9 protein-coding genes are annotated in these 14939 nt (G+C 35.9%); 4 read left to right on the forward strand and 5 right to left on the reverse strand.

Annotated elements, in window-relative coordinates; translation table 11 throughout:
* Positions 1-292 precede the first annotated feature (292 nt).
* Together C8N37_RS09155 and C8N37_RS09160 are read right to left on the reverse strand one after the other, a co-directional pair.
* Positions 293-2461 (reverse strand): S9 family peptidase, encoded by a 2169-nt coding sequence (locus C8N37_RS09155; RefSeq protein ID WP_108158634.1) that lies wholly within the window; start codon positions 2459-2461, stop codon positions 293-295.
* Positions 2462-2477: 16 nt separating this feature from the next.
* A complete protein-coding gene (locus tag C8N37_RS09160; protein ID WP_108158635.1) occupies positions 2478-3872 on the reverse strand; it encodes an aminopeptidase P family protein in 1395 nt (464 codons plus the stop codon).
* Between the two features lie 223 nt (positions 3873-4095).
* Here C8N37_RS09160 and C8N37_RS09165 point away from each other — a divergent pair, with 223 nt between their 5' ends.
* The 3 genes from C8N37_RS09165 to C8N37_RS09175 are packed head-to-tail and all read left to right on the forward strand — an operon-like array spanning position 4096 to position 11307.
* Entirely contained in the window at positions 4096-7323 is a 3228-nt protein-coding gene (locus tag C8N37_RS09165; protein ID WP_211322220.1) for a SusC/RagA family TonB-linked outer membrane protein, read from the forward strand.
* A gap of 13 nt (positions 7324-7336) precedes the next feature.
* Complete coding sequence (locus C8N37_RS09170; RefSeq protein WP_108158636.1) at positions 7337-8836, forward strand: SusD/RagB family nutrient-binding outer membrane lipoprotein; 1500 nt, start codon at positions 7337-7339, stop codon at positions 8834-8836.
* A complete protein-coding gene (locus tag C8N37_RS09175; RefSeq protein ID WP_186812848.1) occupies positions 8836-11307 on the forward strand; it encodes a phosphocholine-specific phospholipase C in 2472 nt (823 codons plus the stop codon). Before C8N37_RS09170 ends, C8N37_RS09175 begins: the two co-directional genes overlap by 1 nt.
* A gap of 136 nt (positions 11308-11443) precedes the next feature.
* Here the strand turns inward: C8N37_RS09175 and C8N37_RS09180 are convergent, their stop codons facing one another.
* Positions 11444-12595: a calcium:proton antiporter gene (locus tag C8N37_RS09180; protein ID WP_108158637.1), complete on the reverse strand. Its 1152-nt coding sequence runs from the start codon at positions 12593-12595 to the stop codon at positions 11444-11446.
* 381 nt (positions 12596-12976) lie between these two features.
* On the opposite strand from C8N37_RS09180, the gene C8N37_RS09185 reads away from it, so the two are divergent.
* Positions 12977-13978: a 3-keto-disaccharide hydrolase gene (locus tag C8N37_RS09185; protein ID WP_108158638.1), complete on the forward strand. Its 1002-nt coding sequence runs from the start codon at positions 12977-12979 to the stop codon at positions 13976-13978.
* 49 nt (positions 13979-14027) lie between these two features.
* On the opposite strand, the gene C8N37_RS09190 is transcribed toward C8N37_RS09185, so the two are convergent.
* Positions 14028-14483, reverse strand: coding sequence for a PepSY-like domain-containing protein (locus C8N37_RS09190; protein WP_108158639.1), 456 nt, complete (start codon positions 14481-14483; stop codon positions 14028-14030).
* A gap of 12 nt (positions 14484-14495) precedes the next feature.
* Complete coding sequence (locus C8N37_RS09195) at positions 14496-14936, reverse strand: PepSY-like domain-containing protein (RefSeq protein ID WP_108158640.1); 441 nt, start codon at positions 14934-14936, stop codon at positions 14496-14498.
* Between the last annotated feature and the right edge of the window lie 3 nt (positions 14937-14939).

Raw genomic sequence — 14939 nt, forward strand, 5'->3', positions numbered from 1 at the left:
AATCTTAAATACCTCCTAGGAGCATTCGTTTTACATACATACAGGTAGCATATTTTGTCATTATTTATTGTTAATGGTGCAAATATATAAAATCCACCTGATAAGTAGTCTTTGTTTTGTGATTTTTCGTTAAAAAAATGTTAAAAAGTGCCTTGTTTACTTTTAAATGGCAATTTGTAAATGAATTGGGTTTAAATATGCCATCTTATTCATGCTTGTACATGATTTAAAAAAAGCCGATATCTAGAGATATCGACTTTTTTGGATTTTTTTTATTTTCAAAATATCTCTCTTATCTCGCACCTGGAGGACAGTGCTGTTTTAAATAGTTGGTAAACAAAGTTTTTAAATGTAGAGATGTTCCAGCTCCCTCACTAATAGAATGACTTCTGTTTGGATAGGACATCAATTGAAACTGCACGTTGTTTTTAACTAACTCATTGATGAGAACTTCGGCATTTTGATAATGGACATTATCATCTCCAGTGCCGTGGATATAAAGTAAGCTACCCTTGATATTTTTTGCATATTTTAAAGGTGAACCATTTTGAAAGTCTGCTAAATTCTCTTGAGGTAATCCCATATATCTTTCTTGATAAACATTGTCATATAACAACTGATCTGCTACAGCCGCAATAGCTATTCCTGTTTTGTAAATATCAGGATACTGCCCCAGAAGATTTAGCGTGCTAGATCCACCGCCGCTCCAGCCCCATACTGCGACGCGTGAACTATCGACATAAGGCCATTTTAGAATTTCTTTGGCGCCCATTGCTTGGTCTCTAATATTGAGCTGCCCAATCTTACGATAGATGCTTTTTCGCCATTGACTGCCTTTTGGCGCAGGTGTACCTCGATTTTCTAAAGATATATAGATATAGCCATCTTTAGCCATACTTCCTTGATATAAATGATTCATACCAGCACCAAAGTTATCTAGGACAGTTTGAGATGCTGGCTCACCATATACCATAAATACAACAGGGTATTTTTTATTTGGATCAAAATGAAGTGGTTTGACCATCCAACCATCTAATTCTATATGATCGATCGTTGTTATTTTAAAAAATTCAGCGATACCATTTTCAGATTTTTTGGTTAAAGACTCACTAAAATCGACCAATGTTTTGTGATTGGGCAACTCGATTACCGCATTTCTTTTATATTCTTTATGGTTATTAAAATCGAAGATCGCTATTTTCCCATTCTTAGCGATATCATATTCACAAGTGCCTGCATATCCTGCTGGAGTTAATCTTTTTGGTGTACCACCTTTAGTGGAAACTGAATATAGGTAATTTTGTGTGGCATTAGTAGGTGATGCACTAAAGTAGATCGTTTCCCCTTTGGTATCCATTAACTTTAGATTGATGATATCGTAGTCTGCTTTTGTAATCAATTTTTCATTGCCCATGAGATCAATTTGATATATTTTACGCCAGCCATCTTTTTCCGAAACCCATATAAAAGCTTTGCCATTTTGAATCCAATCCCAACCTGATGGATCATTATTATTCCATCGTGATTTGATATCTATCCACGAATCACTTGTTTCAGTATAAATATTCTTATGGGTATTATTTGCTACATCGACTAAGTAAATTTTACTTTCGTTTTGTTTGCGATTAAGTTGCTGCAATATTATTTGTTTGCTATCCAAACTCCATTCCATACGAGGAATATAGTGTTGAATAGCATCTCCAGGAACATGTACAGGTGTCGTAGCATCTGTTGTTAATTGGTAAGTCCATATAGTGCATGCACTAGGTGCTTGACCGACTTTTGGGTATTCGATAGGTATCGTATAAGAATAGATGCTGTCGGTATTGTTGATCATTAAAAAGTTGCGTATCGTGCTGGCATCCAATTTCCAGTAGGCAATAGCATTTCCGTCCGGAGACCACCGAAAACCATCTTTGCATCCAAACTCTTCTTCATACACCCAATCAAACGTCCCATTAATGATGCGGTCTGTTCCATCTTTTGTGATTTGTTTTATGGTTCCAGTTGCAAGATCTTCAATATAAATATTGTGATTGGATTTATTAACATAAGCCACTTTTGTCCCCTGAGGATTGAATTTTGCAAACATGAGTTGAGAAGGAGGGAATGTTTTTCCAAGTTGGGTCAATTGATTTGTCTTTTTTTGATAAACCCAATAATCTCCTCTGGTTTCTTCACGCCATACCCTTTTGCTATTGGTATAAAGTAAAATATGCTCTTTATCTGGTGAAATGGAGAAATCACTTATTTTTAATGCAGCCGATTGACCCTTGGGTACGAGTGCTGCACTTGGTAAAAAAATCGTGCGTTGTGCATTTATTGGGTTGACAATTTCGATTCCATTGTCAGAAAATTCATAATAATGACCACCATCTTCAGTCCAAAGTCGCTGTGCCAGGAGCAAGTTTGGGATATAACACAATAGGGTGAAAAATAATATAATACGTAGTTTTTTCATTTCTTATTTTGATTTTTTAGTCTGTGCCTAAATCTTTTAATGCATATATTTCATCGATTTCTCGTTCCAAATATTTTCCAAGACGATGATATCCTGAATCTTGGATGACATAATTATCTTCTATGCGGATACCTCCAAAGTCAAGGTGCTTATTGAGCAGATCGTAATTAATAAATTCGTGATGCAAATTTTGCTGTGCCCACATTTGAGTAAGTTCGGGTATGATATAGATACCGGGTTCTACTGTTACTACGTTACCTGCCTCTAATTTTTTTCCTAATCGTAAAGATTTTATGCCAAAGGTTTTGGTGTCTTTTGGCTCGTCTGCGGTGTATCCCACATATTGTTCGCCAAGATCTTCCATATCGTGTACATCTAGTCCTAGCATATGACCTAAACCACATTGGAAGAATAAAGCATGGGCATGTGCCGCGACAGCATCTTGCGCGTTTCCTTTCATGAAACCAATCTGGATTAATCCTTCAGCAAGTGCTTCGCAGGCTTTTAAATGGATGTTTTTAAAAGCAACTCCTGGCTTTAACGCTGCTTCAGCAGTTTTAAAGGCATTTAAAACAACAGCGTATAATTCTTCTTGTAGCGGGTTAAATCGTTTTCCTACAGGAAATGAACGTGTTAAATCTGACGCATATCCTAGAGCAGTTTCGACACCAGAATCATTAAGCAGTATATCACCAGCTTTAATTTTATGATATTGGATATGATTGTGTAATATCTCTCCATGTTTAGTCACAATGGGAGGGTATGAGAATGACATTTGTCTATTTTGTGCAAGATGTTGAATTGCATTGCTTATCTCATATTCGTGCATACCTGGTCTAGTCATTTTAATAGCTAGACGATGCATGTCAACAGCTACGTCCACCGCTTTTTCTAATTCTGCGATTTCTTCTACTGCTTTTATATTGCGCTGTGTTACGACGGCTTTGATCATTTCGACCGATGGTTTGATCTGGTCAATGGATATGCCTAATAAGTGCTGCAGCAATAACTTGTTGTGCGCTTGATAAGGAGGTAGGTAATGTACCTGATTATTATTTTTAAACACTTTTTCCAAATACGGTTGGAGTTCATGAAAAGGATGGACTGATGCGATTCCTACCCATTGTGCCTTTTCATTTAAAGTCTGTTGTTGCCCCATCCATACGATGTCATCTATAGTCATTTCATCACCAAACAACAACGTTTCACCTGTTTGAATATCCACAACTGCAGCGAGCTTTGGACTCTTGATTCCGATATAGTATAAAAAGCTACTGTCTTGACGGAAAGGGTAGGTGTTGTGCTCAAAATTAATTGGATTTTCGATATTTCCTAAAAGTAGGAGTAGCCCTGATGAAAATTTAGAACTAAGTTCATTTCTTCTTTTGATGTATATATCTTTTTCAAACATGATTGGGAATCTTTTTGTATTCAAGTATAAATCTATGAAAATACACTTGAACAAAAACATATGTAAGCGCTATTTTTTTGAATATGTTACTTTACGGTTCTAAAATGTTAATAAGAGGTTGTAATGTTAACACATTGTTGTTTTTAGTTTATCCTTTTAAACTTAATACAGGTTTCATTATTCGTTAATATGCATGTCATTACTTTGCGCCAAATCGCTTAGCATGATGAAACCATACTCATTAAATTTAATTAAGAAAAGTACCCAAATAACACTCTGTGCAGCACTTTTATATGCGACGCAGACAGAAATGGTTTGGGCAAACAAAATTGCATCTCATTCGTTTATGGGAACTGTAATAGATCAGGAACTCATTAAAGGAGTGCTCCGTGACCAACAAGGTAATCCAATAGATGGGGGTACTATCGTTAACGAATCGAATAAACAAAGTACAAGAACGGAGTTTAATGGAAATTTTTCTATTAAAGGAAAATCTGGTGATCGACTTCGGATTTCTTCTTTGGGTTATAAAACTCAGTTTGTAGAGGGAGGAAACGTTACTTTAGATATAGTTCTAGAAAAGGATGCATCTAAATTGGATGAAGTAGTGGTAACAGCTATTGGTATCAAACAGCAAAAAAAGCAAATTGGATATGCAACTCAAGAGGTGAAAGTGGATGTCCTAAAGGAGTCGAAAACGATGAACATCGGTACAGCGCTAACGGGGCAAGTTTCAGGTTTAATTGTGAATAACCCGACTGGTATTTTCCAAGCTCCTTCATTTCAATTGCGTGGTAAAAATCCATTGATCGTCGTCGATGGTATTCCGGTAGAGACAGATTTCTTTGATATACCGAGTCAAAATATCGAAAACATCAACGTGTTGAAAGGTACAGCTGCTTCGTCACTGTACGGATTAAGAGGTAAGGATGGCGCCATATTAATTACTACAAAAAGTGCTAAGAATGAAGGTTTAGAGTTTTCTTTTGGTACCACCAATATGTTTTCTGCAGGATTTACCGTTTTTCCTGAATCACAAAAGGAATTTGGAAGTGGATCAAATGGTAAATACGAATTTTGGGATGGAGCGGATGGAGGTATTTCTGATGGTGATATGACATGGGGTCCAAAGCTCAATGCAGGACTTAAAGTACCGCAATGGAACAGTCCGATCCGGGATAAGGTTACAGGTGAAGTGACACCATGGTGGGGTGACGTGAAAGGTACGAAATACGATGATAAGTCACGTTATGAAAGAGTACCAACAGATTGGGTGTCGCACAATAATTTGGAAGATTTCCTAGGAACAGGTCTGATTACAGAAAATAATGCGACCGTATCTTACCGTTCTGAAAAGGTGAGCATATTTGGTTCTGGAAAATATGCTTTTCAAAAAGGGCAGGTACCGAATACAAAACTGACAACGGGAGGTCTGAATTTAAACACCTCTTTTCGCTTTACACCAGAGGTGCAGTTGGATTTGAATCTTTCTTATAATAAAGTAAAATCACCTAATTATCCTCGGTATAACTATGGTCCTAAAAACCATATGTATACCATCTTATTGTGGATGGGAAATGATGTCAATGGCAAGGAGCTCAATGAACATCACTATATTCCTGGGCAGGAGGGGTATCGTCAAGCAAATTACAATTATGCTTGGTATAATAATCCTTATTTCGCAGCTTACGAACTTAATCAAGTATATGATCAAGATGTATTGCAAGGTCAGACAGCATTAACTTGGCGCGTGACGCCCGATTTCACATTAAAGGGGCGTGCTTCAGCTAGACAAAAAAATGTCTTTCAGGATATGCAGAGTCCTAAGTCTTATATGAACTATGGTGATTCAAGAAATGGTGATTATAAAAATTGGGATAGCAACCAGTTAAATTTTGATGCTGATGTTTTGGCGACTTACAATAAGGAGTTCTCAGATCAGTTTGCACTGACCTTAAATACAGGGGCTTCAACTTTTAAAAAGACATACCGACAATTGTACCAAACGACAGATGGATTGGTAGTTCCATTTATTTATAGTTTAGGGAATACACAAGGACCTGCCAAAGCTGAAAGTTTATTTAATGAAAAAGTAGTTCGTAGTGCCTATGCGACGGTAAATTTGAATTTATTTAAATCAACTTATCTTAATCTTTCAGGACGTAATGATTGGTCATCTACTTTTTCTAAAGAGAATCAATCTTTTTTCTATCCTTCAGTATCGTTAAGTTCTGTAGTGTCTGACTACTTTAAACTACCGGAACAAATTGATTTTATTAAATTATACAGTTCTTGGGCATCAGTTTCATCAGATTTAGATCCGTACAGCATTTTAGCTACCTATAAAAAAGATGTCACATACGGTTCAACACCTTCTGTGACTTATCCTACAGGTATTGTAAATCCTAATATCTTACCACAACAATCTAATTCTTTAGAAGTCGGTGCTGCATTTTCATTATTTAAAAATAGATTGTCAGCAGATGTAACTTATTATGATGTTGTCGATAAAAACCAAATTATTGATCTAAGTATATCACAAGCTACAGCTTTTACCTCGCGTAAAGTTAATGGAAATAAGTACCGTACAAAAGGATTAGAGATTTCTTTAACGGGTAATATTGTAAAACAGCAACAGTTTTCGTGGACTTCAACTGTTAATTGGTCAAGAGCAGTAAGGAGATTGGAGGAGATATATAATGACCAACCTAAAATGGGGAACTTAAAAAAGGGTGATCGTGCCGATAGTTATTATGCAACTGTCTGGGAGAAATCTGCCGATGGACAGTTGGTTCTTAATGCCAATACAGGTATGCCAATCCGTAATCCATTTCCGCAATATTTAGGATATTTTCAACCCGATTGGCAATTTGGTTTTGCTAATAGATTTAAGGTCAAGGATTTTACGGTCAATATAGATGTCGATGGATCTATTGGAGGAGTCATGAATTCGACTACAATCGAAAAGATGTGGTGGGGAGGGAAACATCCTTCTTCTGTACTGTATAGACAAGAAGAATATGATGCTGGAAAACCTATTTATGTACCTGAAGGCGTAATCGTAACAGGTGGTGAACTGACCAGAGATGTCAATGGTAATATTACTTCTGATACGCGTACCTATGCTCAAAATACTAGGGCTGTTGATTGGCAGGCTTGGAGTCAAAACTACCCATATCAAGCCCGCGTCACAGTATCTGAAAATAAACTCTTTGCCAATGTATTTGATCGTTCATTTGTTAAACTCCGTAGAGTATCTGTTGGTTATGATGTCAACAAATTATTCAAATTAAAACACCTGAAAGCTTTAGATGCTTCTGTATTTGGTTACAACTTAGCTATGTGGAAAAAAGTACCTTACCTAGATCCTGATTTTGGAGTAGGAAATGACGGTAATCTGCAAGATCCATCTACACGATATATTGGTTTATCTCTTGATTTTAAATTTTAAACGATTCTATAATATGAAACTTGTTTTCAAACATATAATATTTGCGTTGGGTCTGCTTGCTGGAGCAGGATTACAGTCATGCGAAAAATTGACAGATGTTAACAATAATCCTAACGAAGCATTGATCACTCATCCGCAGGCTTTGTTGACCAAGGTGGAATGGGATGCTTTTCGTACTTGGCATGGTACTTCTCCTTTATATGCATTAAAAATGATTGTGCAGACTGATGGTGAAAATGCTAATCAAATCTATAACTGGCAGAGGGGAAGTTTTGAGCAATATGGTTTTCTCCGTAATGTCACCAAGATGACAGAAGAAGCTGAAAAGATTGGGACGACTAATTACATCGCTTTAGCTAAATTCTTCAGGGCTTATTATTTCTATAATTTAACTTTGACTTTTGGTGATATTCCATATTCAGAAGCGACAAAAGGAGAGAATGGTGCTTTATACACTCCAAAGTATGATACTCAAAAAGAGGTTTTTGTTGGGGTTTTGAAAGAATTGGAAGAAGCAAATAATTTATTAAAGGCAAATAATAACCCGATAAATGGAGATATTATTTATACAGGAAATTCCGATAAATGGCGCAAGCTGATCAATTCATTTCGATTGAAAGTTTTACTTACGCTATCCCGTAAAAGTGCTGACTTTCCTGTAGATATCAAATCTGAGTTTGCAAAGATTTATAATGGAGAGACTCTGATCACCAATGTAGCAGGATCTGATGATGGACAGCTAATTTTTTTAAATCAAGAAGGCAATCGTTATCCTGAATTCAATTCAAGTGGTTATGGATCGGGTATGTACATGGACTCTACGTTTATCCGGCGATTGCAGGATCATAAAGATCCACGTTTATTTGTTTTGGCTACACAAACGCGTTTAGGAAAAGAGGCTGGTAAGGCACTTGATGATTTTAGTTCATATGAAGGCGGTGATCCTATTGTACCTTATGCTGAAGTGAATGAAAAAGCTGTAAAAGGGAAATTGTCTAAGGTACACGAGCGTTTTTATAAAGATCCAACTGCCGAGCCTTTGGTTTTAATGGGATATTCGGAGTTACAATTTATCATTGCTGAGGCAATAGTAAGAGGATGGATTATAGGGAATGATAAAGAATGTTATGTGAATGGCATCAAGGCATCTTTTAAATTTTATGAGAATTATGCCAAAAATTTAAATGCTTATGTTGATGCAACTCGTGTAGAAAGTTATTTGTCACAAAAATTGGTTAATTGGGATAACGCAAGAAATTCAGAAGAAAAACTGGAACGTATCCTAATGCAGAAATATTTACGCTCTTTTCATCAAGGAGGCTATACCGCCTATTTTGATCATTTGAGAACGGGTTATCCAAGTTTACTTAAAGCCGATAACGTAAAAGTAGCTTACCGCTGGATGTATCCTCAGGATGAATACAATAATAATACGGTGCAAGTCTCTGATGCGATAAAACGTCAGTTTTCAGGCAATGATAATATAAACTTACAGACTTGGTGGTTGAAATAATGGAATCTAGAAGACAATTTATAAAAAAAGCGACAGCATTGGCTGGCGCTACAGCTGTCGTTAATTTGTTGCCTGAATCAATTCAACGGGCATTAGCGATTGAAGCTCCATTGGGATCGACCTATATGGATGCGGAGCATATTGTCTTTTTAATGCAAGAGAACCGCTCATTTGATCATTGCTTTGGTACTCTTAAAGGTGTGCGCGGTTTTAATGACCCTCGAGCACTAAAATTACCAAATGGTCTTCCTGTGTGGGTACAGGGAAATAAAAAAGGAGAATATTTTGCTCCTTTTCATTTGGATATTGTTAATAGTAAATCTACTTGGATGGGCTCATTGCCACATGGTTGGCGAGATATGGTGGCAGCTCGTAATGGTGGTCGTATGGACAATTGGCTTGAAGCAAAAAGTTCAGGTATTAAAGATTATAAAGCTATGCCACTTACAATGGGCTATTATAATCGGGCAGATTTACCGTTCTATTATGCATTTGCAGATGCTTTTACGGTCTGCGATCAGCATTTCTGCTCTTCTTTGACAGGGACAAGTGCTAATAGGTCCTATTTTTGGACAGGAACAGTTCGTCAAAATCCACGTGATCCAGAATCAACTGCCCATGTGGATAATGGACAGATCAATTACAAAGATGTGAGTTGGAAATCTTATCCAGAACGCTTGGAGGAATCGGGAGTATCTTGGAAAGTATATCAAAATGAACTGAGTATCCCCGTAGGATTTAAAGGTGAGGAAGAGGATTGGTTAGCTAACTTTACAGATAATAATCTGGAATTTCACAAACAATACGGTGTACGCTATCATCCTGCACACCGTACCTGGATGGAATATAAACTGAAGAAGCTGGAAAAAGATGTAAGCGGTTTAAAAGATACAATTGAAGTGTCTAAGTTAAAGAAGCAAATCGAGGAACTAAAACAAGATTTACAGCGTTTTTCAAAAGAGAATTTCGAAAAGTTATCAGAGCTACATCAGGCGATTCATAAAAAAGCTTTTGTAACTAATGTGGGAGATCCTGATTATCATCGGGTAGAAAAATTGGTTTATGATGATGATCAAGGCAAGAATGAAGTGGATGTTCCTGCAGGAGATGTATTTTATCAATTTCGTAAAGATGTCAAAGAGAGAAAATTACCTACGGTATCGTGGCTGGTCGCTCCATGTCGTTTCTCTGATCATCCTGGATCTCCTTGGTATGGAGCCTGGTATGTTTCAGAAGCATTAGATATTTTGACAAAGGATCCTGAGGTCTGGAAAAAAACAATCTTTATTTTGACATATGATGAAAATGACGGATATTTTGATCATATTTCACCTTTTGTGCCGCCAATGGAAGGGAATAAAGATTCAGGTAAGACTGCCGTAGGTATTCATACGGCTGATGAGTACGTCACTAAAGAACAGGAGCGGAAAAGAACAGGGAAAGCAGATTCGGAGCTGGAAAGTCCAATAGGATTAGGCTTTCGGGTTCCATTAGTGATTGCTTCCCCTTGGACTAAAGGCGGATGGGTAAATTCGGAAGTTTTCGACCATACTTCTTGTTTACAGTTTTTGGAACAATTTTTAAAGAAAAAAACTGGAAAACATATCAAAGAAACAAATATTTCTTCATGGAGGAGAATGATCTGTGGTGATCTAACGTCTGTATTTCGTCCGGTGAGTGATACTTCTCCTGATTCTTTACTCCCTGTTAACCGGGATGAGTATGTAGAGCGTATCTACAAAGCACGTTCAAAGAAATTACCCGCAGATTTTGTACAGCTAGCCCCGTCAGAACTAGATCAAATCCGTAAAAAAGGTGTACCGACCTCAATAAAAGCGATCCAAGAGAAGGGTATAAAACCAGCTTGTGCATTGCCTTATGCATTGGATGTCAATGCGAAGTTGGACCATATAGGTTTTGAAATTACTTTTGAGAACAAACATGCTGCTATAAAATCAAAAAAGAAAATTGGAGTTCCTTTTCAAGTTAGAGCCCATATGGAATATGGAACAGCACAAATTGGTCAGGTTTGGAATTTTGCGGTCAAAGAAAATGAACCATTGAAATATGTTTGGGATATAGATCAATTAAAACATAATAATATTGAAATGGAACTACATGGTCCGAATGGTTTTTTTCGGATGTTCAGGATTCATAAAGAAAGACCACATGCGATCGAGGTTAAGCAAAATCATAAGAAGTATACACTAGCTTTGGAATTGAAAAAACTTCATAAAGCGTATAATTATTTGGTTAGAGATCGTTCTTATGGCTGTTTCGAGCCTTTTTCACTAGATCAATCTTTTTCTGGTTCGAAAATACTTGACTTTACTAAAAGCCATGGTTGGTACGATTTAGAAATATCTTGTAAAGAAGATCCTGATTTGTGTTATATTTTTGCTGGACATATTGAAAATGGAATGCCAAGTAAGACAGATCCTCTAATGGGAGATGTTATTAATCGTTCTTAGAGCGCATGAAAATATGTTATAGGTACAACATAGTAGGGTATAATTAGTGTAAATGAATAGAGGTTCCGTTCAAAACTTGAACGGAACCTCTATTTTATATTATGTTACTAAGCTATTTCATGCTCATGTTATTTTTTTACGGATTAAAAACGAGCATTATGTAAATGGCAAAGAGAGCTAAATGAATAATCCCTAAAATCGGTGTAGTTCTTTTACCTAAGAAGCTAATCAGGCTTAATAATAGAGTCATTATAAAGAGAATCATTTCGGTGTTTGTTAAACCAAATAAAACCAACTTTCCCTGTAATAAACCTACGATGAGCACTGCAGGTACAGTGAGTCCTACAGTCGAGACAAAAGCGCCGTGACATAAATTGATACTTCTTTGGAATTCGTTATTAAGGGCAGCTTTAACTGCTGTAATAGACTCAGGGGTAAAGACAATAATAGCAATAAGTATACCGCTCAATGCTAGTGGGAGTTTTGCTGTTGCTATGCCATAATCTACGACAACTGCCATATGATGTGATAATAAAACAATGGGTAAAATCATTAAAATAAGAAGAATAGAACGTATCCAAATTTCATTTTTATTAGAAGTCTTATCTTCATGCTTTTTATTCCTACTAAGTTTTTTTTCTTTTGGATATTCAATTTCAAGCTGTCCTATAGCTGGTTGGATATACAAATGATTATACCCTTTTAACTGGTAACGCAGAAATGCGATGTATACAACGATAATTAAAGTTGAAATAAATAATGCCTGTACTCTAGTAAATGCTCCATTGCCAGCACCTTGAATAAAATTGGGCAGTAGCATCGAAGTAGCTCCCAAAATAACAATCATAGAAAAATAAGCCAGTGTACCTTGAGCATTATATTCTTGTTCTTTGTATTTAATACCGCCTAGTAAGATACATAGTCCAACAACAAGATTCATGATAATCATCATCACAGAAAAGATTGAATCCTTTCCGATTGTTGGAGATTCTGCTGGACCAAGCATAACAGCAGCAATCAAAACCACTTCGATCGTAACGATTGAAAGTGTAAGAATAAGTGTACCAAAAGGTTCACCTAACTTATGTGCAAGCTCGTCAGCCTCTTTAACAACTCCAAATGAAGCTGTCAAAATTGTCGATAAGAGAACTGCAAATACGATGGAGGCTGATAATAACGAAAAATCAGATTTAAAAATCAGATCTTCAAATAAAATCAAAACAATGACAATGATCCATAAGGTGGATAATCGGAAGATTGTTTTTCTTGTCAGTATATTTTTCATCATATTTTCTTATATAATTTACTGATACAAATATGATTACTTAAAATGAAGATAATTTTAACATTTGATAAAAAATAAGAAAAAGTGATTTTTCTGCGTATGTGATAGGAAAAGATGAAACAGGTTGTCTCTTCTTTTATGAAAACATAGAATATGAAGTGGAAAAGTGAATTGATTTTTTTGTTCTTTTGAGAAATAAAAAATATGTTTTTATTTTATGCTTTGCGTATATGATTATACTCGAGTTTTTCTGAGATTTGATTTTTTTTGGTAATTTTTTTGTTTCGCGTTTGAGTTTCCATAATCATTACTTGATATTTTTAGTATATTCGTTTTGATAATTATCATAATAAATCTAAACCATTGTCACAATTCTTTAAAACTATGTTAACAAATCGTTTAAAATATAGTGTTCTCTTCTGCTTATTGGGAGCAAGTGTAAGTTCATGTCAAACGACAGATCAAAAAAAAGAACCCGAAGTAGAACATAATCCTGCAAAACAAGTCGTACCTGAAAGAGCGAAAGATTTGATTGGTCGTTGGGATTTAAATGTGGATAAAGATGGAAAAGTAGTACCATCTTGGATTGAAGTAAAACTATCTGGATTTAACACATTGGTGGGAAGTTATGTTGGTGACAGTGGCAGTGCTCGACCTGTTTCTCATGTAAAGCTTGAGGATGGAAAATTTTCATTTGCTATTCCGCCACAATGGGAAGGTGGAGAAGGGGATTTTGTGATTGCAGGGGAATTGACTGCTACGGGTATTAAAGGGACAGTGACGACTAATAAAGGTGTTAGCTATAACTTTACAGGTGAAAAAGCACCTTATTTAAATCGTACAGGAACTGTTCAATGGGGAGAGGCTATGGAGCTTTTTAATGGTAAAGATTTGACAGGTTGGAAAACGATTGGTGGCGAAAATAACTGGTCGGTAAAAGATGGTATCTTGACGAATGCAAAGGCTGGTGCTAATTTGGTAACAGATCAAAAATTTGAAGATTTTAAATTAGAAGCAGAATTTCGATATACAACCGGAGGTAATTCTGGTATCTATTTAAGAGGAAGATACGAATTGCAAATTGAAGATAGCCCTAAGGATCAACATCCAGGTAGTCTTTATTTTGGCGGTATCTATGGCTTTTTAGCTCCAAATGAAATGGCTACATTAGGACCAGATCAATGGCAGAAGTATGAAGTTACATTGGTTGGAAGATTGGTGACTATTGTCGCAAATGGTAAGACGATTATTAATAATCAAGAAATCCCAGGTATAACAGGTGGTGCGTTAGATAGTAAAGAAGGCGAACCAGGACCTATATATTTACAAGGAGATCATGCTCCGGTAGAATTTAGAAAAATAAAGATCACACCGGCTAAGAAATAACAACAATACAAATAAAAAAGCCTCTTTCATTAGAAAGAGGCTTTTAATTTTATAAGATGATTTTTACAAATTGACCACTTGGATCGAACAATAAATCGATATCATTTGTTAGTTCGACTTCAAATCCAGCAGTAACTTTATCGATGGCACTGATTTGTGCTGTTTTATAATTTGTATCCACATAGCTGACTATCGTAGATGAGATAAAACCTGTTGGAATAGCGGTATCATTGTCGGATTCTACCTCTTTCCAATTACCTTCTTGATCAAAATCAACTTCGATTCCATTGGCTAAAACTAAACTGTAAGCGGTTTTATTTGTTGCAGTAGGAGTCTTTTTCTCAACTTTTCGAATAGTTACATCTTTGAAGAAGGTGTTAAGAAATGTTGATGCTGATGCTGGTAAAGAGGTAGCAGGGACTTGATGATCATCATCTTTATCACATGATACCACAATGATTGCAAATGCAAGTAGAGCTGTGAATGTTAAAATTAGCTTTTTCATATTTTAGTTCTATTAATCATCTATTTTAGTAAACTGCCCCTTTTTATTAAACTCCAACTCAAGTCCATTCGAAATCTCTACTTCATATTTACGTAATGATTTTTTTATTTTTACGATCTGTGTATTTGGAAAACTTTTTGCCACATAATTTTGAATATTCCTAGGTACTATTTTTAAAGGAATGGCAGTTTTTTGACCATCTACTTCCTCCCAATTTCCAGATTTATCAAATTCTATTTCCGTACCATTGTTAAGAATAACTTTATATTCCTTTGAAAATAAATTTTCTTGTTCTTCAATTGTACTGCTGATTTGATTAATCGCAAAATTATTCTTAATAAATGTTTGCGCATTTGCAGGCAATTGGTTACTGTTGATTACTTTTTTTTGTGCACATACTATCGTCGATAACGCTACTAGTGCGGTGATAGCTATTGTTTTGATTTTGTTCATAAT

The organism is Sphingobacterium faecium (genome assembly GCF_003054045.1).
Taxonomy (GTDB): Bacteria; Bacteroidota; Bacteroidia; order Sphingobacteriales; family Sphingobacteriaceae; genus Sphingobacterium; species Sphingobacterium faecium.

Coding starts and splice junctions, on each gene's coding strand:
- C8N37_RS09180 (WP_108158637.1), bottom strand. CDS start 12,595: ATGATGAAAAATATACTGACAAGAAAAACAATCTTCCGATTATCCACC.
- C8N37_RS09185 (WP_108158638.1), top strand. CDS start 12,977: ATGTTAACAAATCGTTTAAAATATAGTGTTCTCTTCTGCTTATTGGGA.
- C8N37_RS09160 (WP_108158635.1), bottom strand. CDS start 3,872: ATGTTTGAAAAAGATATATACATCAAAAGAAGAAATGAACTTAGTTCT.
- C8N37_RS09195 (WP_108158640.1), bottom strand. CDS start 14,936: ATGAACAAAATCAAAACAATAGCTATCACCGCACTAGTAGCGTTATCG.
- C8N37_RS09175 (WP_186812848.1), top strand. CDS start 8,836: ATGGAATCTAGAAGACAATTTATAAAAAAAGCGACAGCATTGGCTGGC.
- C8N37_RS09155 (WP_108158634.1), bottom strand. CDS start 2,461: ATGAAAAAACTACGTATTATATTATTTTTCACCCTATTGTGTTATATC.
- C8N37_RS09170 (WP_108158636.1), top strand. CDS start 7,337: ATGAAACTTGTTTTCAAACATATAATATTTGCGTTGGGTCTGCTTGCT.
- C8N37_RS09165 (WP_211322220.1), top strand. CDS start 4,096: ATGATGAAACCATACTCATTAAATTTAATTAAGAAAAGTACCCAAATA.
- C8N37_RS09190 (WP_108158639.1), bottom strand. CDS start 14,483: ATGAAAAAGCTAATTTTAACATTCACAGCTCTACTTGCATTTGCAATC.